This window comes from Streptomyces sp. NPDC058653, from assembly GCF_042716895.1.
In the GTDB taxonomy this organism is placed as follows: domain Bacteria; phylum Actinomycetota; class Actinomycetes; order Streptomycetales; family Streptomycetaceae; genus Streptomyces.
The window spans coordinates 44,909-68,928 of record NZ_JBHXRM010000042.1 but is presented as its reverse complement, the minus strand read 5'-3'; the positions used below and the strand labels follow the sequence as shown (position 1 = coordinate 68,928).

Below are 24,020 nucleotides of genomic sequence, written 5' to 3'. Positions count from 1 at the left end.
TCGTCGTCGGCAGTGACGAACCGTGACTGCATCCTTCGATGTACCCGTACCTCGGCCGGTACGTGGAGGTGCCCGCCGGCGGTGCCGTGTTTGATGGTGGGGTGACCGTCCTCCCCCGCCCGCGTCTGCCGCTCCCCCATCGCGGGGACGCCCTGATCTCGGCCGCGGGCCTGCTCGGCGGAGTGCTGCTGTGGGCCCTCGGGCTGCACACCCAGGGCGGCCCCCTGGGCGGCGCCTGGGTGCTGGTGCCGGTCGCCGCCCTCTCACTGGTCGAGCTGGTGCGCAGGAGCGCGCCGATGACGGGGCTGCTCATCGGCACCCTGGCGCTGGTCGGGGACCAGCTCACGGTGGGCAGTGTGGCGACGATCGCCATGTACACGGACATCGTGTACGCGGCGGTGCTGTACGGGAGTCCGGCCGCCGCCCGCCGGGTCCCCTGGGGCACGGCGGTCTTCACGGTCATCGTCACGGTGGGGACCCTGAACTGGCTCCGTACGCCCGAGGCGCTGCTGCTGGGGGTGGTCGCGGGCGCGGTCACCGTCGGGCCGGCCTTCACCGGTCTGCTGGTGCGCAACCATCGCGACGCCGCCGAGGCCGCCCGGCTGCGGGCCGAACAGACCGCGCTGCTGGCCGAGATGGACCGTACGCAGGCCGTGACGGCCGAGCGCGCGCGGATGGCCCGGGAGCTGCACGACATGGTCGCCAACCATCTGTCGGCGATCGCGATCCACTCCACCGCCGCGCTCTCCCTGCACGACGCGCGCACCACCGAGACCGCGCTGGCGGTGATCCGCGAGAACAGCGTCGCCGGCCTGGCCGAGATGCGCCGTCTGATCGGGCTGCTGCGGGACGCGGGGGACGACCAGGAGCCGTCACCGGCACCGACCCTGCGGGCGCTCGACTCCCTGCTGGAGCGGGCCCGTACGAACGGCGCGTCCAGCGGGCTCACGTTCTCCCTGGCGGACCGGCGGGGAGAGGAGGCGGCACTGCCCGCGCCGGTGGAGATGGCGGCGTACCGCGTCGTCCAGGAATCGCTGACGAACGCGCTCAAGCACGCGGCGCGCGGCGCGGTGACGGTGGGACTGGAGCGCTCGCGGCAAGCGCTGATCGTCGAGGTCGTCAGCCCGTACGGCGACCGGCCGGGCCCGCGCGCGCCGGGCTCCGGCGCGGGGCTCGTCGGGATGCGCGAGCGGGTGGCGCTGCTGGAGGGCGCGTTCGAGGCGGGACCGGTGACGGCGGACGACGACGGCACCAAGATCTGGCGGGTACGGGCGGAGTTGCCCGTCGAGGAGAGGAGCGGCACGCCATGACGATCCGGGTGCTGGTGGCCGAGGACCAGTCGGCGGTACGGGCGGGGCTCGTCCTGATCCTTCGCAGCTCGCCGGAGATCGAGGTCGTCGGCGAGGCGGGGGACGGTGAGGAGGCCGTCCGGCTGGCCCGTGAGCTGCGCCCGGACCTGGTGCTGATGGATATTCAGATGCCGCGTCTCGACGGGGTGTCGGCGACCCGGCAGGTGGTCGGCGAGAAGCTGGCGGACGTGCTCGTACTGACGACGTTCGATCTCGACGAGTACGTCTTCGGCGCGCTGCGGGCCGGGGCGTCCGGGTTCCTGCTCAAGAACACCGAGGCGCACGCGCTGATCGAGGCGGTGCGGACGGTGGCGAGCGGGGAGGGGCTGATCGCGCCCGCCGTGACCCGCCGGCTGATCGCGGAGTTCGCCTCGCCGAAGGCCGTACCGTCGCCGGACGCGCGGGACCTCTCGGTGCTGGACACGCTCACCCCGCGCGAGCGCGAGGTGCTGTCGAGTCTGGGGGACGGGCTGTCGAACGCGGAGATCGCGGTACGGCTCCGGATGGCCGAGGCGACGGTCAAGACGCATGTGAGCAGACTGCTGGGCAAGCTGGAGCTGCGCAGCCGGGTCCAAGCGGCGGTGCTGGCACAAGAGTTGGGGATCTGAACCGAGCACCGTCCGGGGACGTACCAGAGGGCGCACCACCCCGCCGCGACCTTTGGTCTGGACCTATTGACGATTGGTCCAGACCTCTTTACTCTCACGCCACTGACTAGTGCGCGAGCTGTCGCGAAAGTCGGGTCCCACGGACCAACCCGGACCATCCCCGCACAGTTCCGAACCCACTCGAGGAGTACCCCTTGAGCACGAAGACGTCCGTCCGAAGAACCAGATTCAGATCCAGATCCGTCGCGGCGCTGACCGCGCTGCTCCTCCCCCTCGCCGCCATGGTCGGCCTCGCCTCCCCCGCCGAGGCGGCCACATCGGCGACCGCCACGTACACCAAGAAGTCCGACTGGGGCACCGGCTTCGAAGGCTCGTGGACGGTGAAGAACACCGGCACCACGACCCTCAGCTCCTGGACCGTCGAGTGGGACTTCCCCTCCGGCACCGGTGTCGGCTCCGCCTGGGACGCCACGGTCACCAAGAGCGGCACCAACCGCTGGACCGCCAAGAACGTCGGCTGGAACGGCACCCTCACCCCGGGCGCCTCCGTCACCTTCGGCTTCAACGGCACCGGCTCGGGCTCCGGCTCGCCGGCCAACTGCACGCTCAACGGCGCCTCCTGCGACGGCGGCAGCGTCCCCGGCGACTCGGCCCCCACCGCCCCGGGCACACCCACCGCGAGCGACATCACGAACACGTCGGCGAAGCTCAGCTGGAGCGCGGCCACCGACGACAAGGGCATCAAGAACTACGACGTCCTGCGGGACGGCTCGAAGATCGCCACGGTCACCGGTACGACGTACACGAACACCGGCCTGACCGCCGGCACCAGCTACTCCTACAGCGTCCAGGCCCGTGACACGGCCGACCAGACCGGACCCGTCAGCGGCTCGGTCGCCGTCAGGACCACCGGCGGCGGTACGGACCCGGGCACCCCGCCCGGCGACCAGGTCAAGCTCGGCTACTTCACCGAGTGGGGCGTCTACGACCGCAACTACCACGTCAAGAACATCGTGACGTCCGGCAGCGCGTCGAAGATCACGCACATCAACTACTCGTTCGGCAACGTCCAGGGCGGCAAGTGCACCATGGGCGACGCCTACGCCGCGACGGACAAGGCGTACACCGCCGACCAGTCCGTCGACGGGGTCGCCGACACCTGGGACCAGCCGCTGCGCGGCAACTTCAACCAGCTGCGCAAGCTCAAGGCCGCCAACCCGAACATCAAGGTCCTCTGGTCCTTCGGCGGCTGGACCTGGTCCGGCGGCTTCGGCGACGCGGTGAAGAACCCGGCCGCCTTCGCGCAGTCCTGCTACGACCTGGTCGAGGACCCGCGCTGGGCCGATGTCTTCGACGGCATCGACCTGGACTGGGAGTACCCGAACGCCTGTGGTCTGAGCTGCGACACCAGCGGCCCGGCCGCGATGAAGAACATGATGCAGGCCATGCGCGCCAAGTTCGGTGCCAACTACCTCGTCACCGCGGCCGTCACGGCCGACGCGTCCAGCGGCGGCAAGATCGACGCCACCGACTACGCCGGCGCCTCGCAGTACATGAACTGGCTGAACGTCATGACGTACGACTTCTTCGGCGCCTTCGCCGCGCAGGGCCCCACGGCCCCGCACTCCCCGCTCACCTCGTACCCGGGCATCCCGCAGGCCGGCTTCAACTCGGCCGACGCGATCGCCAAGTACAAGGCGCAGGGCGTACCGGCCAAGAAGCTGCTGCTCGGCATCGGCTTCTACGGACGCGGCTGGACCGGGGTCACCCAGGCGGCACCGGGCGGCACCGCGACGGGCGCGGCCCCCGGCACGTACGAGGCGGGCATCGAGGACTACAAGGTCCTCAAGAACACCTGCCCCGCCACCGGCACCGTCGGCGGCACCTCGTACGCGAAGTGCGGCAGCAACTGGTGGAGCTACGACACCCCGGCGACCGTCACGTCGAAGATGGCCTGGGCGAAGAGCCAGAGCCTCGGCGGCGCGTTCTTCTGGGACTTCACCGGTGACACCGCCAACGGCGAGCTGGTGACCGCGATCAGCAACGGTCTGAAGTAACGCACCGCGCGTACGGCGAGGGGGACGGAGCCCACCCGGGCACCGTCCCCCTCGTCGTTCGTTCCGCGCGCCCCGTCAGGCGACGTTCACCCGCTGGCCGGGCGGCGCCGCCTCCAGCCAGGCCAGGAAGCCGGTCAGCGCGTCCTCGCTCATCGCCAGCTCCAGGCGCGTCCCCTGATGGACACAGCCGAGCACGACGGAGTCGGAGAGCAGCGCGACCTCCTCCTCACCCTCGGGCGCGCGCCGGGCGCGCACCTCGATGGCCGAGCGTTCGAGGCTGCGGCGGGGCCGGGGCGCGTACGAGAAGACCCGGAACCAGTTGATGCGGTCACCGCTGTAGCGGGCGACCCCGTACACCCAGCCCTTGCCGGACGTGTCGGGCTCCTCGGACACGTTCCAGCGCAGCGAGCAGTCGAAGGTTCCGCCGGACCGCTGGATCAGCCGTCGGCGCAGCCCGAAGACGAAGAGCCCCACCGCAACCAGCACGACGACCAGTCCGCAGACAAGCAGAGCGAGGACCATCCGTACCGACCTCCTCGCCTATCGAGTAACCCGCGTGAACGAACAGAAACAGGTGCCGCATCGCCTCAGCCGCGACACGGTCTGGATGGATCCAGAACGGGCCGCGGCTGAGGGTAATTCCAGAAGCGGTGCGTCAACGCACCGCCACAGCGCGAAGTCGTACATCGGCGCGCCGCTCGGCGGCGTCGTCGTCGTCGGACTTCGCACGCTCCAGCGCGCGCTCGGCACGCTGGGCGTCGATCTCGTCCGCCAGCTCGGCGATCTCCGCGAGCAGCGAGAGCTTGTTGTCGGCGAACGAGAGGAAACCGCCGTGCACAGCGGCGACGACCGTTCCGCCGTCGGTCGTACGGAGGGTCACGGGGCCCGATTCCAGCACACCGAGCAGCGGCTGGTGACCGGGCATGACGCCGATGTCGCCGGAGGTGGTGCGCGCGACGACCAGGGTGGCCTCGCCGGACCAGACGCTGCGGTCCGCGGCGACCAGCTCGACGTGCAGCTCAGCAGCCAAGGGTGGCTCCTCGGGTCACCACCCGGCGTGGACGCCGGGTGTCGGTCTAGATTCTATGGGGTTCACGATCGGCGGTTCGGCGGGGGGCGGTACGGGACCGCCCCCCGCCGTCGAGTCCGGGGACTCAGGAGACGCCGAGCTCCTTGGCCTTCGCCTTCAGGTCGTCGATACCACCGCACATGAAGAACGCCTGCTCGGGGAAGTGGTCGTAGTCCCCGTCGCAGATCGCGTTGAACGCGGAGATCGACTCGTCGAGCGGTACGTCGGAGCCGTCCAGGCCGGTGAACTGCTTGGCGGCGTGGGTGTTCTGCGACAGGAAGCGCTCGACGCGACGGGCACGGTGGACGACGAGCTTGTCCTCCTCGCCCAGCTCGTCGATACCGAGGATCGCGATGATGTCCTGGAGGTCCTTGTACTTCTGCAGGATTCCCTTGACGCGGCTGGCCGCGTCGTAGTGCGCCTGCGAGATGTAGCGCGGGTCCAGGATGCGGGACGTCGAGTCCAGCGGGTCGACCGCCGGGTAGATGCCCTTCTCCGAGATCGGACGCGACAGCACGGTCGTCGCGTCGAGGTGCGCGAAGGTCGTGGCCGGGGCCGGGTCGGTCAGGTCGTCCGCCGGCACGTAGATCGCCTGCATCGAGGTGATCGAGTGGCCACGGGTCGAGGTGATGCGCTCCTGGAGCACACCCATCTCGTCCGCCAGGGTCGGCTGGTAACCCACCGCGGACGGCATACGGCCGAGCAGTGTGGAGACCTCGGAACCGGCCTGGGTGAAGCGGAAGATGTTGTCGATGAAGAGCAGCACGTCCTGCTTCTGCACATCGCGGAAGTACTCCGCCATGGTCAGGGCGGACAGGGCGACCCGCAGACGGGTGCCCGGCGGCTCGTCCATCTGGCCGAAGACCAGCGCGGTCTTGTCCAGGACGCCCGACTCGGTCATCTCGTCGATGAGGTCGTTGCCCTCACGGGTGCGCTCACCGACACCGGCGAACACGGAAACGCCCTCGTGCAGCTTGGCCACACGCATGATCATTTCCTGGATGAGGACCGTCTTGCCGACGCCCGCTCCACCGAACAGACCGATCTTGCCGCCCTTGACGTACGGGGTCAGCAGGTCGACGACCTTCAGGCCGGTCTCGAACATCTCGGTCTTGGACTCGAGCTGGTCGAAGGACGGGGCCTTGCGGTGGATCGGCCAGCGCTCGGTGATCTGCGCCTCGCCGTCCGGGTCGTTCAGGATCTGACCGAGGGTGTTGAACACCTTGCCCTTGGTCACGTCACCGACGGGCACCGAGATGCCCGCGCCGGTGTCCGTCACGACGGACTGGCGGACCAGACCGTCGGTCGGCTGCATCGAGATGGCGCGTACGACTCCCTCACCCAGGTGCTGGGCGACTTCGAGCGTCAGCGTCTTCCTCTTGCCGTCCTCGGCCGGGTCGGCCACCTCGACGTGCAGTGCGTTGTAGATGTCCGGCATCGCGTCGACGGGGAACTCCACGTCGACGACCGGGCCGATGACCCGGGCCACGCGGCCCGTGGCCGTGCTTCCCGGGGTGGCCGCCTCAACTGTGGTCGTCATTACTTTTCACTCCCCGCGGTCGCGTCGGCCAGGGCGCTGGCGCCACCGACGATCTCGCTGATTTCCTGGGTGATTTCGGCCTGGCGGGCCGCGTTGGCGAGCCGGGAGAGGCTCTTGATGAGATCCCCGGCGTTGTCGGTCGCCGACTTCATCGCGCGGCGGGTGGCCGCGTGCTTGGAGGCGGCGGCCTGGAGCAGCGCGTTGTAGATACGGCTCTCGACGTAGCGCGGCAGCAGGGCGTCGAGGACGTCCTCCGCCGACGGCTCGAAGTCGAACAGCGGAAGGATCTCGTCCTTCTTCGCCGAGTCGGCCTCGTCCTCCGCCGTGCCGTCGAGGGAGAGCGGCAGCAGCCGGTTCTCCACCGGCGTCTGCGTCAGCATCGAGACGAACTCGGTGAAGACGACGTGGAGCTCGTCCACTCCGCCGTCCGCGGTGTCCCGCTGGACCGCCTCGATCAGCGGCCCGGCGATCTCCTTGGCGTCCGCGTAGCTCGGGCTGTCGGTGAAGCCGGTCCACGATTCCGTGACCTTGCGCTCACGGAAGCCGTAGTAGGCGACACCCTTGCGGCCGACGATGTACGAGTCGACCTCCTTGCCCTCGCTCCGGAGCCGCTCGGTGAGCCGCTCCGCCGCCTTGATGGCGTTGGAGGAGTAGCCGCCCGCCAGTCCGCGGTCGCTCGTGATGAGCAGGACCGCGGCCCGTACCGGTGACTCGACCTCCGTGGTCAGAGGATGCTTGGTGTTGGATCCGGTCGCCACCGCCCTGACCGCGCGGGTCAGTTCGGTCGCGTACGGTGTGGACGCCGTCACCCTGCGCTGCGCCTTGACGATGCGCGAGGCGGCGATCATCTCCATCGCCTTGGTGATCTTCTTGGTCGCGGTGACGGATTTGATGCGACGCTTGTAGACCCGGAGCTGGGCTCCCATGAGTCAGGTCCCTTCCGTCGTCACTTGGAGACGTTGACGCCGGCCGGGGCGTCGTCGCCCAAGAGCTTGCCGTCCGAGGTCTCGAACTGCTTCTTGAAGGCGGCGATGGCGTCACCGATGGACTCGAGGGTGTCGTCCGACATCTTGCCGCCCTCGGCGATGCTGGTCAGCAGGTCCTTGCGCTCGCGGCGCAGGTACTCCAGCAGCTCGCTCTCGAAGCGCCTGATGTCCTCGACCGGAACGTCGTCCATCCTGCCGGTGGTGCCGGCGAAGATGGAGACGACCTGCTCCTCGATCGGGAACGGCGCGTACTGCGGCTGCTTCAGCAGCTCGACGATGCGCTGACCACGCTGGAGCGACGCCTTCGACGCGGCGTCCAGGTCGGAACCGAAGGCCGCGAACGCCTCCAGCTCACGGAACTGGGCGAGGTCGACACGGAGACGGCCGGACACCTGGCGCATGGCCCGGTGCTGGGCGGAGCCACCGACTCGGGAGACCGAGATACCGACGTTCAGCGCGGGCCGCTGGCCGGCGTTGAACAGGTCGGACTCCAGGAAGCACTGGCCGTCGGTGATGGAGATGACGTTGGTCGGAATGAACGCCGACACGTCGTTCGCCTTGGTCTCGACGATGGGCAGACCCGTCATCGAGCCGGCGCCCATGTCGTCGGAGAGCTTGGCGCAGCGCTCCAGCAGACGCGAGTGCAGGTAGAAGACGTCGCCCGGGTAGGCCTCGCGGCCCGGCGGACGGCGCAGCAGCAGCGAGACGGCGCGGTAGGCGTCGGCCTGCTTCGACAGGTCGTCGAAGATGATCAGGACGTGCTTGCCCTGGTACATCCAGTGCTGGCCGATGGCCGAACCGGTGTACGGGGCCAGGTACTTGAAGCCCGCCGGGTCGGACGCCGGGGCGGCGACGATCGTCGTGTATTCAAGCGCGCCGGCCTCCTCCAGGGCACCGCGTACGGACGCGATGGTGGAGCCCTTCTGGCCGATGGCGACGTAGATGCAGCGAACCTGCTTGTTCACGTCGCCGGAGCGCCAGTTGTCGCGCTGGTTGATGATGGTGTCGACGGCCAGGGCGGTCTTGCCGGTCTGGCGGTCGCCGATGATCAGCTGACGCTGGCCTCGGCCGATCGGCACCATCGAGTCGACGGCCTTGTATCCGGTCTGCATCGGCTCGTGCACCGACTTACGGACCATGACGCCCGGAGCCTGGAGCTCCAGGGCGCGGCGGCTGTCGGTCGCGATCTCGCCGAGGCCGTCGATCGGGGCACCGAGCGGGTCGACGACACGGCCGAGGTAGCCCTCGCCGACGCCGACGGAGAGCACCTCGCCGGTACGGGTGACCGGCTGCCCCTCCTCGATACCGCTGAACTCACCGAGGACGACCGCGCCGATCTCGCGCTCCTCCAGGTTCAGGGCGAGACCGAGGGTCCCGTCCTCGAACTTCAGCAGTTCGTTCGCCATGGCCGAGGGCAGACCCTCGACCTTCGCGATGCCGTCACCGGCAACGCTGACCGTCCCGACCTCCTCGCGCGAGGCCGCGTCCGGCTTGTACGACTGGACAAAGTTCTCCAGCGCATCCCGGATCTCCTCCGGCCGGATCGTGAGCTCCGCCATCTGGATTCCCTGCTCTCCTTGTTGGGCCCGAAGTTCTATGGGGGTCTGGGGGCGACCCCCAGGAATCTTCTGCAATTTCTGCACGGCCCAACCGGGCCGCAGTTCTTGGTCTCGGTATGTGTCTGTAATCGGGTATCGAGTGCCGACCGTCGGCCCTCAGCCGGCGAGCCGCCGCTTCGCCTCGTCGAGACGCTCCGCGACCGTGCCGTTGACGACCTCGTCACCGACGCGGACCGAGACTCCGCCGAGGACCTCGGGGTCCACGTCGAGGTTCAGATGCATCGGGTGACCGTACAGCCTGGCCAGGGCCGCGCCGAGGCGCTGCTTCTGGCCTTCGGTGAGAGGCACCGCCGTCGTGACGACGGCCACCATCCGGTCCCGGCGGGCCGCCGCGAGCCGGGACAACGTCTGAAGACCCGCTTCCAGGCTACGTCCACGGGGCTGTGTGACGAGGCGCACGATCAGACGCTCGGTGGCCGGGTGGGCCCGGCCGCCGAGGAGCCCGGTCAGCAGCGCCGTCTTGGCCTGCACCGTCGCCGACCGGTCGGTCAGCGCGGCCCGCAGCGCGGTGCTGGACTCGATGATCCGGCCGAACCGGAACAGCTCGTCCTCCACCTCGTCGAGCCCGCCGGACCGCTGGGTGGCGGTGAGCTCGGCGATCGCCGCCAGCTCCTCCACCGAGTCGACCAGGTCACGCGGCTGCGACCAGCGGGACCGGACCATGCCCGTGACCAGCTCGGCGGTCTCCCCGCCGACCTGTCCGCGGAGCAGTCCGCCGGCCAGATCGGCCTTGGACTCGCCGGACCGCGCGGGGTCGGTGAGGACCCGGCGCAGCGAGACTTCGCGGTGGAGCAGCGCGGTGACGGCGGTGAGCTCCTCGGCGAGCTTCGACGCGTCGACCGAGGTGTTGTCGGTCAGCGCGTCGAGACGCTCGCGTGCGGCGGCCAGCGCCGCGCGGCTCGCCCCGTTCATCGTGCTGCCTCCGCCGTCGACGCGCCGTCCTCGAGTTCGTCGAGGAAGCGGTCGATGGTGCGGCTCTGCCGGGCGCTGTCCTCGAGGGACTCGCCGACGAGCTTGCCCGCGAGGTCCGTGGCGAGCTTGCCGACGTCCCGTCGCAGTGCCGAGGCGGCCGACTTGCGGTCGGCCTCGATCTGGGTGTGGCCGGCGGCGACGATCTCTTCGCGCTGCCGCTGCCCCTCCGCCTTCATCTCCTGGATGATGGCGGCACCCTGCTCGGTCGCCTCCTGACGGAGACGGGCGGCCTCGTGACGCGCCTCGGCGAGCTGGGCCTTGTACTGCTCCAGGACGCTCTGCGCCTCGGTTTTGGCGGCTTCCGCCTTCTCCATGCCGCCTTCGATGGCCTCACGGCGCTCGTCCAGAACCTTGTTGATGTTCGGGAGGAGCTTCCACGCGAGCAGGCCGAAAACGATGACAAAGGCGAGCAGGCCGATGACGAGCTCGGGAATCGGAGGGATGAGGGGGTTCTGTTCCTCCTCGGCCGCGAGCTGAACCAGAGGGTTCACATCAGTGCCTTTCGTCTAGTGGTGCTGATCGGATCGAGAAGATCACACGCCGTAGACGAACGGCATGACCAGACCGATGAGGGCGAGCGCCTCACAGAAGGCGAAACCGAGGATCTGGTTGGCGCGGATCAGGCCGGCGGCCTCGGGCTGACGGGCAAGGGCCTGGGTGCCGTTGCCGAAGATGATGCCGACGCCGACGCCGGGGCCGATGGCGGCGAGACCGTAGCCGATGGAGCCGAGCGAACCGGAGACGGCGGCAAGGTTCTGGGACATGCCAGTTCTTCCTTCTCTTTCACGGACCGATGGGGGTTGGCCATCGGACGACTGAGGGCTGAGGTGGGTGGCTCAGTGGTGCTCGGCGATCGCGCCCTGGAGATAGGTGCAGGTGAGCAGCACGAAGACGTACGCCTGAAGGGCCTGGATGAACAGCTCGAAGGCCGTCATCACGATGACCATCACAAACGAGACACCCGCGTACGCGATCCCGATACCGTTGAGCAGATACCAGCTCGCGATGGTGAAGAGCAGCAGTAGGGTGTGGCCCGCGAACATGTTCGCGAAGAGTCGCACCGCGTGCGTGAACGGGCGGACCAGCAGGTTCGAGAAGAACTCGATCGTCATGGCCAGCGGAAGCACCGGGCCGAGCGACTTGTCGTAACCGGTGAAGTTCTTGAACGCACCCACGAAGCCGTGCCGCTTGAAGGTCAGCGAGACCCACAGTACGTACACGATGAGTGCGAGGACGATGGGGTAGGCGATGATCGACGTCACCGGGAACTGGGCGACCGGGATGATCGACCAGAGGTTCATCATCCAGACGAAGAAGAAGATCGAGACGACCAGGGGGACGTACTTCTCGCCCTCGCGCTTGCCCATCGTCTCGTAGACGATGCCGTGCCGGACGAAGTCGTAGCCCGCCTCCGCGACCATCTGGAGCTTGCCCGGGACAACCTTCGGCTTGCGGAAGGCGGCCCAGAAGAAGGCGACGATGATGATCGAGCCGAGAAGCGCCAGCAGCATCGGCTTGTTGAAGTACAAGTTGCTGTCCCCGTCGCCCACCAGGGGCTTGAACAGGAACGAATGCAGGCCGGGGGCCGGGAAGCCACAGCCCTCGAAGATGTGGCAGTCGGTCTCGAAGGCGAGCACCTGCGTCGGGTCAGCACTCACCGCGGGCTCCTTCAACATGGCGCATAGGTACGGCAACCTCGTTGTGTCGGCGCGGCGGGAAGCCGCGGTTCGGCACTGGACTGGTGTTTCGGATGTGGGAACGGCGACCGGGCTGCTCCGAGCCTCGCGTCGTAAGAGCAGGCGTCAGCTGGGGAGCCCGCGCCCTCGATGCCGCAGTTGGAACCGGACGATAGCAGGATCTCGAACTCGCACTTATCCCGCCCCTACCTCTCACGCCGACGTGCCCGTCTTCTCCGGCTCGACATAAAGGATCTTTGCCTTCATATGGGCACGAGCCTGGGCCGCGATCCAGGCGAGGGTCGCGACCACCAACGTCAGGGCGAAGGCCTTGGGGTTGAACAGGGTGGTGTTCTTGAACGCGGCCATGAAGACGAAGAGCGCCAGCACTTGGGTCGTGTAGAGCAGCAGCCCCATCGCCTGGAACAGATGCGGCAGCGACCTGGCCGTGCGTTGCAGCACGATGAGACCGATACCCATGAAGATGATCACCACCACCGCGGCCACACCGGCACCCAGGGCCCCCTTCCCGCCCGCGACCACACCACTGACCACCGCGGCGACGACGCCGACGGCAGCGGTGGGTACGGCGGCCTGGAGGAGAGTCCGGACGTCGTTCGAGGGCATGGCGGCAGCTCCGCTTGCTGGGTGGGGCAGATGGTGTCGTCATGGACGAGCGTAGGCCCGGTCCGAGAGTTGAGTTCTCGGGCCAACGGACCGTCGCACTACGGTCCTTCGGCTCTGGCGCCGGGTCTCGTGAACGGTATCACAAACTATTTGATGAGGTCTTTACCATGAAGGTGTGCTGACCGTCACACATGAGGACGAATCCGCGCGTGTGAGCCGGACAACGAGACTTCTTGTCTGGTAATGGGGCCCGTTGAGGTAATTCTCAGTACGACGAATCCGCCTTGCGCCGGTCGGAGAACCGAGATCGAGGCCCGATCGCGGTCGCCCCGTTGACGCCCGCCGGGACCGGGGACGGGTCGCCCGCCGGGACACCGTCGGCCGGGACACCGCCGGACGGATGTGGCTCGTCGGACGGGCGGGAATCGTGAGGCACCTGTGATCCGGCGCCCTGCCGGCCCCCCGTCGGCACGGGCTCCTCGTGGACGGGCTCCACGGCTTCGCCGCTCTCCCCCGCCTCCGCCAACTCCCCCTGGACGGCTCGCCGGCGGCGCCGGTAGCGGGGCGGCACGACGGCCTCGGCCCAGCGCGGGGCGCGCGGTGTGAAGCGGGGCAGGAGCAGGAGCAGCAGCCCGATGGCGCTCAGCGCGACGACCGCCAGCACGATCCACATCGTCGACATGGTGGACGAGGAGTGGACCGAGTACAGGACCACGCCGAAGGCGATCAGCGCCGACCAGAAGTACATGATCAGTACGGCCCTGCTGTGCGAGTGCCCGATCTCCAGCAGCCGGTGGTGGAGATGGCCCCGGTCGGCGGCGAACGGCGACTGGCCGTTCCAGGTGCGGCGCACGATCGCGAGGACCAGGTCGGCGACCGGGATCGCGATGATGGTCAGCGGCAGCAGCAGCGGGATGAAGACCGGCAGCGCGGCGTGGGTCGCCTCGCGGGTCGAGCCGTCCGCGTAGATCTTCAGGGCGTCCGGATCGACCTGCCCCGTCACGGAGATGGCGCCCGTCGCGAGCACCAGACCGATCAGCATCGAACCCGAGTCACCCATGAAGATCCGGGCCGGATGCATGTTGTGCGGCAGGAAGCCGATGCCCATGCCCATCAGGATCGCGGCGAACAGGGTGGCGGGGGCGGCGGCCTCGATGCCGTAGCCGTACCAGATCCGGTACGCGTACAGGAAGAACGCCGCGGCGGCGATGCAGACCATGCCGGAGGCGAGACCGTCGAGTCCGTCGACGAAGTTGACCGCGTTGATCGTGATGACGACGAGCGCGACGGTGAGGAGCGTGCCCTGCCAGGACGTCAGCGCGACGGTCCCGACACCCGGTACCGGGATCCACAGGATCGTCAGACCCTGCATCACCATCACACCCGCGGCGATCATCTGGCCGCCGAGCTTGATCAGGGCGTCGATCTCGAACTTGTCGTCCAGGACACCGATGAGCCAGATCAGCGCCGCTCCGGAGAGCAGCGCGCGGGGCTCGTTCGACCGCTCGAAGACCCCGCTGAGATTCTCCAGGTTGCTGGCGACCAGCAGTCCGGCGCAGAGGCCGAAGAACATGGCGATACCGCCGAGACGCGGTGTCGGTTCGCGGTGGACGTCACGGGCGCGGATCGCGGGCATCGCGCCGATCGCGATGGCGAACTTCCGCACCGGACCGGTCAGGAGATAAGTCACCGCGGCCGTCACGCAGAGCGTCAGCAGGTAATCACGCACAGGCTGCCCCACAGGAATCGCCGGCCATCTGAGGCACACACACTAGCTTGGGAGAGGAGGTCCTTCGGAATGCGTGCGGCCACATGATGAAGGACTTACACGGCGCCGCGTCGGTTGCACAAATTCGTCTCACCATATCCCCCGCCGAATTCCTCACCGAACGTCGCCCCTGTTCGACGGTGTGCGAGCGGCGAGGGATCAGTGCCGGGTCGGTACGCCCGTGAGCGCCGTCACCACGGGATCGAGCGCCTGGTGGATCTCGTCGCCGATGGAGCGGAAGAAGGTGATGGGGGCCCCGTACGGGTCGTAGACCTCGTCCGCCTCCGCGTTCGGGGCCAGGAGCCACCCGCGTAGAGCGGCGGCGGCACGCACCAGCGCACGGGCGCGCTCGACCACGCCCTCGTCGAGCGGATCGGGCAGCGTCGCCGGGTCTATGGCCCGTACGAGACGCGTGAACTCCTTCAGCGTGAAGGTCCGCAGGCCCGCCGAGTGCCCCATCGAGATGACCTGCGCGCGGTGGTCACGGGTCGCCGTGAGCACCAGGTCCGCGCGGATCACGTGTTCGTCCAGCAGCTCCCGTCCGACGAAGCCGGACGGGTCCGCGCCGAAGTCCGCCAGGACGGCCTCCGCGTTGGCCTCCATCGAGGCCCCCTCGTGTCCCCAGGTTCCCGCGCTCTCCACGATGAGCCCGCCCGTGAGCCGCTCGCCGAGGCGGTCGCTCAGGGCATGCCGGTTCAGCCGCTCGGTGATGGGCGAGCGGCACACGTTGCCGGTGCTGACGTGGAGGATGCGGAAGGTGTCGGGGAGTCCCGCTATGCCACGCCCCTCAGGGGCGGTCAATTGGCCACCTCGAGGTCGGGTACGACCTTGCGGAGCTCGTCGGCGTCGACGGCGCCCGCGCGCAGCAGCAGCGGGACCTTGCCGGTCACGTCGACGATCGACGACGGGACGATGCCGGGAGTCGGGCCCCCGTCGAGATAGACCGACACGGCGTCCGCCAGCATCTCCTGCGCCGCGTCGCAGTCCTCCGGCGCGGGGTGTCCGGTCAGGTTGGCGCTGGAGACCGCCATCGGGCCGACCTCGGTCAGCAGCTCGATCGCGACGGGGTGCAGCGGCATCCGGATCGCGACGGTGCCACGGGTGTCCCCGAGGTCCCACTGGAGCGAGGGCTGGTGCTTGGCGACGAGCGTGAGCGCGCCCGGCCAGAAGGCGTCGACGAGCTCCCACGCCTGCTCCGAGAAGTCCGTGACCAGGCCGTGCAGGGTGTTCGGGGAGCCGATGAGCACGGGCGTGGGCATGTTGCGGCCACGGCCCTTGGCGTCGAGGAGGTCGGCGACGGCCTCGGTACTGAAGGCGTCGGCGCCGAGCCCGTAGACGGTGTCGGTGGGCAGGACGACGAGCTCGCCCCGACGGACGGCGGACGCGGCTTCACGCAGACCGGTCGTACGGTCGGTCGCGTCGTTGCAGTCGTATCGCCGTGCCATCTAACGGCCCTCTCTCTTTGTTGTTCGGTGTGCTCGGTTCGCCTCCGGGGCGCTCTGTGCCCCTGTCGACGGTCGACCGTGCCCGGTCCGCCCGTTCCTCGCGGACCTCCGCGCGCTCTCCCTCTCGACAGCGGCGCGCCCCTTAGGCTCGCTCGCGCGCTTTCCGGCGAGTGACCCGGCGCTCACGGCATGGCCTTGCGTGCCGTCGCGAAGCGCGGGCGCTTGTTGAGGTCCGGGTGGTCGGCCGCGTCCGCCCAGCCGGCCTCCTCGTTGAAGATCCACGGGACCTGTCCGCCCTGGGTGTCCGCGTGCTCGACGACGACGAGGCCGCCGGGCCGCAGCAGCCGGTGCGCGGTGCGTTCGATGCCCCGGATCGTGTCGAGGCCGTCCTCGCCGGAGAAGAGCGCCATCTCCGGGTCGTGGTCACGTGCCTCGGGAGCCACGTACTCCCACTCGGTGAGCGGGATGTAGGGCGGGTTGGAGATCACCAGGTCGACCTGGCCGTCGAAGTCCGGGAGGGCCGTCAGAGCGTCTCCGCGGTGCACGGTGACCCTGGACCCCTCGGCGTTGCGCCGCGTCCAGGTGAGGGCGTCCTCGGACAGCTCCACGGCGTGCACGCGCGAGCGCGGCACCTCCTGTGCCATGGCGAGCGCGATCGCGCCGGATCCGGAGCAGAGATCGACGATCAGCGGCTCGACGACGTCCATCGCGCGGACCGCGTCTATGGCCCAGCCGACGACGGACTCGGTCTCCGGCCGGGGCACGAACACCCCTGGCCCGACCTGGAGTTCCAGATACCGGAAGAAGACCCGTCCGGTGATGTGCTGGAGCGGCTCCCGGGCCTCGCGGCGCGCGACGGTCTCCCAGTAGCGCGCGTCGAACTCCTCGTCCACGACGCTGTGCAGCTCACCGCGCTTGACGCCGTGCACGAACGCGGCGAGCTCCTCCGCGTCGAACCGCGGCGACGGCACGCCGGCGTCCGCCAGCCGCTGGGTGGCCTGGGCCACCTCGGCGAGCAGCAGACTGCGGGGGGCGGGCCCGCGACGGAGCCGCTGAGGGTCGCTGGGCCCCCCAGAAGGTGGCTGCACGCTGGTTCCTCCTTCAGACGTGGACGGGGAGGGGGACGTGGTCGGCAGGGACGTGACGGACGGTTCAGGCGGCGGCGAGCTTCGCCGCCGAGTCGGCGTCGACGCAGGCCTGGATCACTGCCGCCAGCTCGCCGTCGAGCACTTGGTCCAAGTTGTACGCCTTGAAGCCGACCCGGTGGTCCGAGATCCGGTTTTCCGGAAAGTTGTACGTACGGATCTTCTCGGACCGGTCGACGGTACGCACCTGGCTGCGCCGGACGTCCGCCGCGTTCTTCTCCGCCTCCTCCTGTGCCGCGGCGAGCAGCCGCGAGCGCAGGATACGCATGGCCTGCTCCTTGTTCTGGAGCTGGCTCTTCTCGTTCTGGCAGGAAGCGACGACTCCGGTGGGCAGATGCGTGATCCGGACGGCGGAGTCCGTCGTGTTGACGGACTGGCCACCGGGGCCCGACGAGCGGTAGACGTCGATCCGCAGGTCGTTCGGGAGGATCTCCACGTCGACCTCCTCCGCCTCCGGCGTCACGAGGACACCGGCCGCCGAGGTGTGGATCCGGCCCTGCGACTCGGTGGAGGGCACCCGCTGGACGCGGTGCACCCCGCCCTCGTACTTCAGCCGCGCCCAGACGCCCTGTCCCGGCTCGGTGGCGCCGTTGCCGCCCTTGGTCTTCACGGCGACCTGGACGTCCTTGTAACCGCCGAGCTCGGACTCGGTGGCGTCGATGATCTCGGTCTTCCAGCCCACGCGCTCGGCGTAGCGCAGATACATCCGCAGGAGGTCGCCGGCGAACAGCGCGGACTCGTCGCCGCCCGCGCCCGCCTTGATCTCCAGGATGACGTCCTTGTCGTCGCTGGGGTCACGCGGGACGAGCAGCAGCCGGAGCTTCTCGGTCAGTTCGTCGCGCTGCTTCTCCAGCACCTTGGCCTCGGCGGCGAAGTCACCGGCCGACGAGTCCGTGGGGTCCGCGGCGAACTCCCGGGCCGTCTCGATGTCGTCCCCGGTCTGCTTCCAGGCGCGGTACGTCCCGATGATCGGGGTCAGTTCGGCGTACCGCTTGTTGAGCTTGCGGGCGTGCGCCTGGTCCGTGTGGACCGACGGGTCGGCGAGCTTCTTCTCCAGGTCGGCGTGCTCGCCGACCAGTTCCTCGACCGCCTCGAACATTCGGGGGCTCCTGGGTTGCGTACGTGAGTGCTGCGCGAAGGTGCTGCGGGACGGCAAAGCGCCGGCCTCGGCGCCCCAGGGCAGGGGCGCCGAGAACCGGCGCAATTGGCTCGCTACTTGTTGGCGGAGCCGGCGGCAGCCTTGCCGAAGCGGGCCTCGAAGCGGGCCACGCGGCCACCGGTGTCGAGGATCTTCTGCTTGCCCGTGTAGAACGGGTGGCACTCGGAGCAGATCTCGGCACGGACGGTGCCGGATTCGATCGTGCTGCGAGTGGTGAACGACGCACCGCAGGTACAGCTGACCTGGGTCTCGACGTACGTGGGGTGGATGTCGCGCTTCAAGGTGTCTCCTCAGGAACGTCCTCGCCTGGCGAGGAGGCGCCGGGTCGCACGCGCGGATGCTCGTACGTGAACCGGGGCCGACGGACCAGTCTGCCAGGACCGGCCGTATCTCCAAAACCGGGGTGGTCGCGGATCTATTCCGCCGTGACGGCGCCCGCCGGCCGGTCCGCGCGCACCGTCATCCGCCCGTGACCACGTCCGACGCGTCGCCCTTGTCGCCCGCGGAGTCCGCGGTCGCCGACGCGGGTATCGGCCGGTCCGCCCGCAGCGCGGCCCATACCTGCTCGGACGCCTTCTCCAGCGGTACGACGCGGTTCGGGTCCGCCGGGTCGTACCGGACGGGCAGCGTGATCATGTTGACGTCCCGCGCCCCGAGGTTCTTCAGGCCGCCCGCGAAGGACGCGAGCTCCTTGACCGTGTCCAGCTCGGAGTCCGGGGTGATCGCGCGGGTCGCGGTGTCGCCGATGTCGTACAGCTTCTTGGGGCTGCTGAGCAGACCGATCTCCCCGACCTGGGTGATCAGCGCCTTGACGAACGCCTGCTGGAGCTGGATCCGGCCGAGGTCGCTGCCGTCGCCGACGCTGTGGCGGGTGCGGACGAGGCCGAGCGCCTGCTCACCGTCGAGGGTGTGGGCGCCCGGTTCGAGCCTGAGATGGCTCTCGGGGTCGTCGATGGCCTCCGTGGTGGTGAGCTCCACGCCGCCGAGTTCGTCGATGAGCTGCTTGAAGCCGGTGAAGTCGACCTCGATGTAGTGGTCCATGCGGATGCCGGACATCCTCTCGACGGTCTTCACCGCGCAGGCCGGGCCGCCGACCTCGTACGCCGTGTTGAACATCGCGCGCCGCGCGCCGTCCGCGGTGCCGCCGTCCTCGTTCTCGCAGTCGGGGCGCTCGACGATCGTGTCGCGCGGTACGGAGACCACACTGGCCGTCCGGTGGCCCTCGTCGACGTGCACGATCATCGCGGTGTCGGAGCGGGCGCCGCCCTGGTCGCGGCCGTACGAGGAGTTGGCGCCGGAGCGTGAGTCCGAGCCGAGTACGAGGATGTCCATCGAGCCGTTGTCGACGTCCACGGGGCGGTCGGTGCCGAGCCTGGCGTTGATGTCGATGCCCTTGATGTTGCCGTTGAGCTTGACGTACACGTAACCGAGACCGGATCCGCCGAAGAGGACCAGGGCCGCTGCCGCCCACGCGGCCACGGTCATGGCGCGCCGGCCCGCGCCCGGCTTCCTGCGGCGCGCTCCGGTCGCGCGTATTCGTCCGCCTCTGCTCTGGTCGCCCATGTGCTCCTCAGCTCTCGTCGCCCGCCTCGGCCTCGTGGCGTGTGCGGCTACCCCCTGTCACGGTGTTCAGGCACGGTCGTCGTCCGTGGCCCGTTGTGCGAGGCAGTTGGCAGCGTCGCACAACACGCTGTGGCCCCCGCCGGAGCGGGGGCCACAGGGTCGAGCGGATGCGGTGAGTGACCGGTCAGGCCCTCACCTGGGGTTTCAGGCGATCGAGTAGTAGCCGCTCCAGCCGGTGCCGAGGCTCACCGGTGTGGCGAAGATCTCGGACGTGGTCTTGCCCGTGCCCTTGAGCAGCGTCAGCGTGCCGCCGTTGGTACGGACGAGGACATCGGCCTTGCCGTCACCGTTCACATCACCGGGAGTGATGACGAGGTTGTACAGGGACCAGTCGGGACGGACCTGGACCGGTGCGGCGAACGGGGCGGTGGCGCTGCCGGTGCCCTTGACCAGGTAGACGGCGTTGGTGCCACCGCGCCTGACGAGCAGGTCCGGCTTGCCGTCGTTGGTCAGGTCGCCGTGGCCGCGGACCTGGTTGTAGGCCTGGTAGCCGGTGCCGACCGGGGTGGAGGCGCTGAACTTGCCGTTGCCCAGGCCCGGGTAGAGCCGGAGCTGTCCGGTGGAGGCGACCGCGACCACGTCGGGCTTGCCGTCACCGGTGACATCGCCGGGGGTGACGATGGCGCGGAAGGTCTTCCAGCCGGAGAAGATCTTGGTCTTCACATAGGTGGCACTGCTCACCGAGCGGTGCAGCCAGTACACGTCGCCGGAGTTGCCCCGGGCCACGAGGTCCTCGTGACCGTCCCTGTTCAGGTCGGTCTGGAGGACCAGGTTGTAGGCGCTGAACGTGCCGGTGAACGCCTTGCGGGCGGCGAGCTTCTCACCGGTGGAGCTGAACGTGTACGCCTTGCCGTCCGAGGTCGTGCGGGCCCAGGGGTCCGCCCGGTGGTCACGGCTGAAGTTGGCGTCGTCCACCCGCGGCTGGATGGCCGGCATGTACGTCGAGACCTTCGTGTACACGTCGTACAGGCCGTTCAGGTTGCACACCTCGGAGGCGGTGGCCACTCCCCAGGAGGTGATGCCGATGATCCGGCCGTTCACCATCATGGGGCTGCCGGAGTCGCCCGGGCAGGTCGCCCTGCCCGTGCTGTTGTCGCCCGTGCCGCCCTCGCCCGCGCAGATCATGTGGCCGGGCTTGTAGGCGCCCGGGATGTTGAGCGCGGTGTCGAGGTTCTCCGTGCACTCGGCGTCCGAGCGCAGCGGCTGCGACACCCGCTGGAGGGTGTCGGACAGCGGATCGAGGTCCGGGTTCGAACCGATCATGCCCCAGCCGTAGGTGGTGGCGGTGGTGCCCGCCGCGTACCTGGCGGTGTCCCCGTACGGCGCGGGCTGCGCCGGGGTGTTGGTCAGCGGCTTGGAGAGGGTGAGCAGCGCGAAGTCGTTGTCGATCGCGTCCGCGTTGTACGAGCCCGCGACGTAACTGCGGCTGATCGTGACCGCGGTGCCCTCGTCGTTCGGACCGCCGGCGAGCTTGGCGGTGCCGGCCAGAATCATGCCGTGGCCGACCATGTCGAGCGCTTTGCCGTTCTCGTCGGTGACGCAGTGCGCCGCCGTAAGAACCTTGTTGGGCGCGACGAGAGTGCCGCCGCAGTTGAAGTAGAAGTATCCGTCGTTGTCGTACTCGAAAAGCAGCTGCACCATCCAGGGCGCGCTGCTGATGGAGGTGTTCGTGCCGCCGATGATCCGGGGTGAGGCTTCCTTGGAACTGATGACCTCGGCGCCCTTGGGCGGCAGGAACTTCTCGCCGCCGGCGTCGACGGCCTGGGCGGTGGTCGCCGACAGTCCGCCGGCGAGCACGGCAAGGGTGGCCGCACCGGCGGCAATCAGTCTTCGCATTTTCCGGGCCGGTCGGCCCTGAAGCGACACACGCACGCAAATCTCCCACTAATCAAGGGAATTGGTTTGGCGCCGTGTGGGGGGATGGAACGGCCTGTCGGATATTACAGGCAGAAATCCGCCCCGTCACCGGAGTAACGGGGCGGATCCATCGGCAAGTTGAACAATCGGGACGGGATTCCCGAAAAGCTGTCTCAGTCGTTGCCGTTACCGGGCGACGGAGTCGTCTTCTGAATCTGGAGCAGGAACTCCGCGTTCGACTTCGTCTTCTTCATTTTGTCCAGAAGCAACTCGATCGCCTGCTGCTGGTCGAGTGCGTGCAGCACCCGGCGCAGCTTCCAGACCACGGCCAGCTCGTCGCTGCCGAGCAGGATCTCTTCCTTACGGGTGGAGGACGCGTCGACGTCCACCGCCGGGAAGATGCGCTTGTCCGAGAGCTTCCGGTCGAGCTTGAGCTCCATGTTGCCGGTGCCCTTGAACTCCTCGAAGATCACCTCGTCCATGCGCGAGCCGGTCTCGACGAGCGCGGTGGCCAGGATGGTCAGCGAGCCGCCGTCCTCGATGTTGCGCGCCGCGCCGAAGAAGCGCTTCGGCGGGTAGAGCGCGGTCGAGTCGACACCACCGGACAGGATGCGTCCGGAGGCCGGGGCGGCGAGGTTGTACGCGCGGCCCAGACGGGTGATGGAGTCGAGCAGGACGACCACGTCGTGACCCAGCTCCACGAGCCGCTTGGCGCGCTCGATGGCGAGCTCGGCGACGGTGGTGTGGTCCTCGGCGGGCCGGTCGAAGGTCGAGGAGATGACCTCGCCCTTCACCGACCGCTGCATGTCGGTGACCTCTTCGGGACGCTCGTCGACGAGGACGACCATGAGGTGGCACTCGGGGCTGTTGACCGTGATCGCGTTGGCGATGGCCTGGAGGATCATGGTCTTGCCGGTCTTCGGCGGGGCCACGATCAGACCACGCTGGCCCTTGCCGATCGGTGCGACGAGGTCGATGATCCGCGTGGTCAGCACACCCGGGTCGGTCTCCAGCCGGAGCCGGTCCTGGGGGTAGAGCGGGGTGAGCTTCTGGAACTCCGGCCGGCCGCGGCCGGACTCGGCCGCCATGCCGTTCGCGGAGTCCAGGCGCACCAGCGCGTTGAACTTCTCGCGGCGCTCGCCGTCCTTGGGCTGGCGCACGGCGCCGGTGACGTGGTCGCCCTTGCGCAGGCCGTTCTTGCGGACCTGGGCGAGTGACACGTACACGTCGTTCGGGCCCGGCAGATAGCCGGAGGTCCGGATGAACGCGTAGTTGTCGAGGATGTCGAGGATGCCCGCGACGGGGATCAGCACGTCGTCGTCGGCGACCTGCGGCTCGCCGCCGCCGCCGAACTCCTCGCGGCCACGACGTCCGCGCCTGTCGCGGTACCGGCCGCGACGGCCGCGACGGCCGCCCGCCTCGTCGTCGAAGTCGTCCTGCGGCCCGTTGCCCTGGTTCTGGCCGCCGCCCTGGCTCTGGCGCTGCTGGCGCTGGCCGCCGGTCTGCTGACCGCCGCCCTGCTGGTCGTCGCCCTTGCCCCGGCGCTCGCGCTGGCGGCTCTGCCGGTCGCCGCGCTCCCCGCGGTCCCGCTCGCCGCGTTCGCCCCGCTGGCCGCGCTCCTGGCGGTCGCCGCGGCGCCCGTCGGCGTCGGTCCGGTCGGAGGCGGAGACGGCGGCCTCGGCCCTGGTGTCGGGCCGCTCGTCCACGACGGTGTCGGTGCCCGACTCGGCGCGGCTCTCGGTCTTGCTGTCCGGGCTGCCCGCCTGCGCGGTGGCACGGCGCCGGCGACGCTCGCCCGCGGGCTGGTCGTCGCTGGCCGGCTGGCCCGGGATGTCGATCTGCGTGTCGGCCTGGTCGGCCTTCTCCGCCGGGGCCTGGGCCCGGTCGGCGGAGGTGTCCGCCGGCTTGTCGGCGGGGGCGTCGGCGGCCGGGGCCGCGTCGCCCGTGCGCGCCTTGGAGGTCGCGCGCCGCTTGGGCTTCGCCTCGGCGTCGCCGGCGGTCGTCTCGGCGCTCTTCGGGGCCGACGAACCGCCGCCCTGCGCCTCCTTGATGACCTCGATCAACTGGCTCTTGCGCATCCGCGCGGTGCCCCTGATGCCGAGGCCGGACGCGACCTGCTGCAGCTCGGCCAGGACCATGCCGTCGAGGCCGGTGCCGGAGCGGCGGCGCCGTGAGGTGGTGCCAGTGGCAGCACCTTCGGCGGGCGCGGTGGTGTCGACGCTGTTGTCGGCAGTCACGCCCATCAGATCGGTGGTGTCGCTCACGAAGGGTCCTTCCCTGGAGCGGACGTCGGCCTTCTGGCTCGGCGACCGGTTGTGCTGTCCGACCGCGGGTTGTGATCGTGTCGATCACCGGCCACGGACGGGGCGATGGTCCCGCCGGGTACGGCGGAAGACTTGCGTACGTGCAATGGGTCCGGCCCGAGGTCCCCCTGCTCGGCCCACTCCTGGGCATAGCGAGGGGTGTCGTGCCGGTTCCGGGGCGTGCTCAAAACTGCTCAGGCAGGCTGCTCAGGCAGTT

General features: G+C 69.2%; 22 protein-coding genes. 3 read left to right on the top strand and 19 right to left on the bottom strand.

The genetic code is table 11. The features are described 5' to 3' along the window. The first annotated feature begins 38 nt into the window (after positions 1 to 38). The 3 genes from ACFWU9_RS28930 to ACFWU9_RS28920 all read left to right on the top strand — a co-directional run bounded on the left by ACFWU9_RS28930 (position 39) and on the right by ACFWU9_RS28920 (position 4,014). Positions 39 to 1,310 (top strand): sensor histidine kinase, encoded by a 1,272-nt coding sequence (locus tag ACFWU9_RS28930; RefSeq protein WP_384323540.1) that lies wholly within the window; start codon positions 39 to 41, stop codon positions 1,308 to 1,310. After that, the gene (locus tag ACFWU9_RS28925; protein WP_384323537.1) at positions 1,307 to 1,957 is read left to right on the top strand and encodes a response regulator; all 651 of its coding nucleotides are present in this window, start codon (positions 1,307 to 1,309) and stop codon (positions 1,955 to 1,957) included. Before ACFWU9_RS28930 ends, ACFWU9_RS28925 begins: the two co-directional genes overlap by 4 nt. Before the next feature lie 194 nt (positions 1,958 to 2,151). Then, entirely contained in the window at positions 2,152 to 4,014 is a 1,863-nt protein-coding gene (locus tag ACFWU9_RS28920; RefSeq protein ID WP_384323534.1) for a glycosyl hydrolase family 18 protein, read from the top strand. A gap of 75 nt (positions 4,015 to 4,089) precedes the next feature. Here the strand turns inward: ACFWU9_RS28920 and ACFWU9_RS28915 are convergent, their stop codons facing one another. From ACFWU9_RS28915 to rho, 19 genes are all read right to left on the bottom strand, one after another. Beyond that, the gene (locus tag ACFWU9_RS28915) at positions 4,090 to 4,536 is read right to left on the bottom strand and encodes a DUF2550 domain-containing protein (RefSeq protein WP_384323532.1); all 447 of its coding nucleotides are present in this window, start codon (positions 4,534 to 4,536) and stop codon (positions 4,090 to 4,092) included. A 133-nt stretch (positions 4,537 to 4,669) separates the two neighbouring features. After that, positions 4,670 to 5,044, bottom strand: a complete 375-nt coding sequence (locus tag ACFWU9_RS28910; protein ID WP_384323529.1) for a F0F1 ATP synthase subunit epsilon — start codon at positions 5,042 to 5,044, stop codon at positions 4,670 to 4,672. Between the two features lie 124 nt (positions 5,045 to 5,168). Then, a complete protein-coding gene (atpD, locus tag ACFWU9_RS28905) occupies positions 5,169 to 6,623 on the bottom strand; it encodes a F0F1 ATP synthase subunit beta (RefSeq protein ID WP_384323527.1) in 1,455 nt (484 codons plus the stop codon). Continuing rightward, the gene (locus ACFWU9_RS28900) at positions 6,623 to 7,549 is read right to left on the bottom strand and encodes a F0F1 ATP synthase subunit gamma (RefSeq protein ID WP_384323525.1); all 927 of its coding nucleotides are present in this window, start codon (positions 7,547 to 7,549) and stop codon (positions 6,623 to 6,625) included. Before ACFWU9_RS28900 ends, atpD begins: the two co-directional genes overlap by 1 nt. Positions 7,550 to 7,569: 20 nt before the next feature. After that, complete coding sequence (atpA, locus tag ACFWU9_RS28895) at positions 7,570 to 9,168, bottom strand: F0F1 ATP synthase subunit alpha (protein ID WP_384323523.1); 1,599 nt, start codon at positions 9,166 to 9,168, stop codon at positions 7,570 to 7,572. A gap of 156 nt (positions 9,169 to 9,324) precedes the next feature. Beyond that, entirely contained in the window at positions 9,325 to 10,140 is an 816-nt protein-coding gene (locus ACFWU9_RS28890) for a F0F1 ATP synthase subunit delta (protein ID WP_384323521.1), read from the bottom strand. Continuing rightward, a complete protein-coding gene (locus ACFWU9_RS28885; RefSeq protein WP_384323519.1) occupies positions 10,137 to 10,691 on the bottom strand; it encodes a F0F1 ATP synthase subunit B in 555 nt (184 codons plus the stop codon). Before ACFWU9_RS28885 ends, ACFWU9_RS28890 begins: the two co-directional genes overlap by 4 nt. Positions 10,692 to 10,733: 42 nt before the next feature. After that, on the bottom strand, positions 10,734 to 10,964 hold the full coding sequence (gene atpE, locus ACFWU9_RS28880) for an ATP synthase F0 subunit C (RefSeq protein WP_242571200.1): 231 nt from the start codon (positions 10,962 to 10,964) through the stop codon (positions 10,734 to 10,736). A 72-nt stretch (positions 10,965 to 11,036) separates the two neighbouring features. Beyond that, on the bottom strand, positions 11,037 to 11,873 hold the full coding sequence (gene atpB, locus ACFWU9_RS28875; protein ID WP_384323564.1) for a F0F1 ATP synthase subunit A: 837 nt from the start codon (positions 11,871 to 11,873) through the stop codon (positions 11,037 to 11,039). 216 nt (positions 11,874 to 12,089) lie between these two features. Next, positions 12,090 to 12,503 carry a hypothetical protein gene (locus ACFWU9_RS28870; protein WP_384323517.1) on the bottom strand — a complete coding sequence of 138 codons (414 nt, stop codon included), beginning with the start codon at positions 12,501 to 12,503 and terminating at the stop codon, positions 12,090 to 12,092. 265 nt (positions 12,504 to 12,768) lie between these two features. Further along, complete coding sequence (locus ACFWU9_RS28865) at positions 12,769 to 14,232, bottom strand: MraY family glycosyltransferase (RefSeq protein ID WP_384323515.1); 1,464 nt, start codon at positions 14,230 to 14,232, stop codon at positions 12,769 to 12,771. A 198-nt stretch (positions 14,233 to 14,430) separates the two neighbouring features. Then, a complete protein-coding gene (locus ACFWU9_RS28860; protein ID WP_023538645.1) occupies positions 14,431 to 15,072 on the bottom strand; it encodes a low molecular weight phosphatase family protein in 642 nt (213 codons plus the stop codon). Beyond that, complete coding sequence (locus ACFWU9_RS28855; protein ID WP_189105448.1) at positions 15,069 to 15,716, bottom strand: L-threonylcarbamoyladenylate synthase; 648 nt, start codon at positions 15,714 to 15,716, stop codon at positions 15,069 to 15,071. The genes ACFWU9_RS28860 and ACFWU9_RS28855 overlap by 4 nt, the downstream gene beginning before the upstream one ends. Before the next feature lie 182 nt (positions 15,717 to 15,898). After that, positions 15,899 to 16,738: a peptide chain release factor N(5)-glutamine methyltransferase gene (prmC, locus tag ACFWU9_RS28850; RefSeq protein WP_384323562.1), complete on the bottom strand. Its 840-nt coding sequence runs from the start codon at positions 16,736 to 16,738 to the stop codon at positions 15,899 to 15,901. Positions 16,739 to 16,868: 130 nt separating this feature from the next. Further along, positions 16,869 to 17,960, bottom strand: coding sequence for a peptide chain release factor 1 (prfA, locus tag ACFWU9_RS28845; RefSeq protein WP_384323512.1), 1,092 nt, complete (start codon positions 17,958 to 17,960; stop codon positions 16,869 to 16,871). Between the two features lie 113 nt (positions 17,961 to 18,073). After that, entirely contained in the window at positions 18,074 to 18,301 is a 228-nt protein-coding gene (gene rpmE / locus ACFWU9_RS28840) for a 50S ribosomal protein L31 (protein ID WP_189105450.1), read from the bottom strand. A 178-nt stretch (positions 18,302 to 18,479) separates the two neighbouring features. Beyond that, entirely contained in the window at positions 18,480 to 19,583 is a 1,104-nt protein-coding gene (locus tag ACFWU9_RS28835; protein WP_384323510.1) for an LCP family protein, read from the bottom strand. A gap of 204 nt (positions 19,584 to 19,787) precedes the next feature. Next, positions 19,788 to 21,479, bottom strand: coding sequence for a trypsin-like serine protease (locus tag ACFWU9_RS28830; RefSeq protein WP_384323508.1), 1,692 nt, complete (start codon positions 21,477 to 21,479; stop codon positions 19,788 to 19,790). Between the two features lie 194 nt (positions 21,480 to 21,673). Continuing rightward, on the bottom strand, positions 21,674 to 23,764 hold the full coding sequence (gene rho / locus ACFWU9_RS28825) for a transcription termination factor Rho (RefSeq protein WP_384323506.1): 2,091 nt from the start codon (positions 23,762 to 23,764) through the stop codon (positions 21,674 to 21,676). Positions 23,765 to 24,020: the final 256 nt, after the last annotated feature.

Bases quoted from the DNA above. Each gene is read 5' to 3' on its own strand.
- ACFWU9_RS28930 (WP_384323540.1), top strand. From the start codon at position 39: ATGTACCCGTACCTCGGCCGGTACGTGGAGGTGCCCGCCGGCGGTGCC.
- ACFWU9_RS28925 (WP_384323537.1), top strand. From the start codon at position 1,307: ATGACGATCCGGGTGCTGGTGGCCGAGGACCAGTCGGCGGTACGGGCG.
- ACFWU9_RS28915 (WP_384323532.1), bottom strand. From the start codon at position 4,536: ATGGTCCTCGCTCTGCTTGTCTGCGGACTGGTCGTCGTGCTGGTTGCG.
- atpD (WP_384323527.1), bottom strand. From the start codon at position 6,623: ATGACGACCACAGTTGAGGCGGCCACCCCGGGAAGCACGGCCACGGGC.
- ACFWU9_RS28900 (WP_384323525.1), bottom strand. From the start codon at position 7,549: ATGGGAGCCCAGCTCCGGGTCTACAAGCGTCGCATCAAATCCGTCACC.
- atpA (WP_384323523.1), bottom strand. From the start codon at position 9,168: ATGGCGGAGCTCACGATCCGGCCGGAGGAGATCCGGGATGCGCTGGAG.
- ACFWU9_RS28890 (WP_384323521.1), bottom strand. From the start codon at position 10,140: ATGAACGGGGCGAGCCGCGCGGCGCTGGCCGCCGCACGCGAGCGTCTC.
- atpE (WP_242571200.1), bottom strand. From the start codon at position 10,964: ATGTCCCAGAACCTTGCCGCCGTCTCCGGTTCGCTCGGCTCCATCGGC.
- ACFWU9_RS28870 (WP_384323517.1), bottom strand. From the start codon at position 12,503: ATGCCCTCGAACGACGTCCGGACTCTCCTCCAGGCCGCCGTACCCACC.
- ACFWU9_RS28855 (WP_189105448.1), bottom strand. From the start codon at position 15,716: ATGGCACGGCGATACGACTGCAACGACGCGACCGACCGTACGACCGGT.
- prfA (WP_384323512.1), bottom strand. From the start codon at position 17,960: ATGTTCGAGGCGGTCGAGGAACTGGTCGGCGAGCACGCCGACCTGGAG.
- ACFWU9_RS28835 (WP_384323510.1), bottom strand. From the start codon at position 19,583: ATGGGCGACCAGAGCAGAGGCGGACGAATACGCGCGACCGGAGCGCGC.
- ACFWU9_RS28830 (WP_384323508.1), bottom strand. From the start codon at position 21,479: ATGCGAAGACTGATTGCCGCCGGTGCGGCCACCCTTGCCGTGCTCGCC.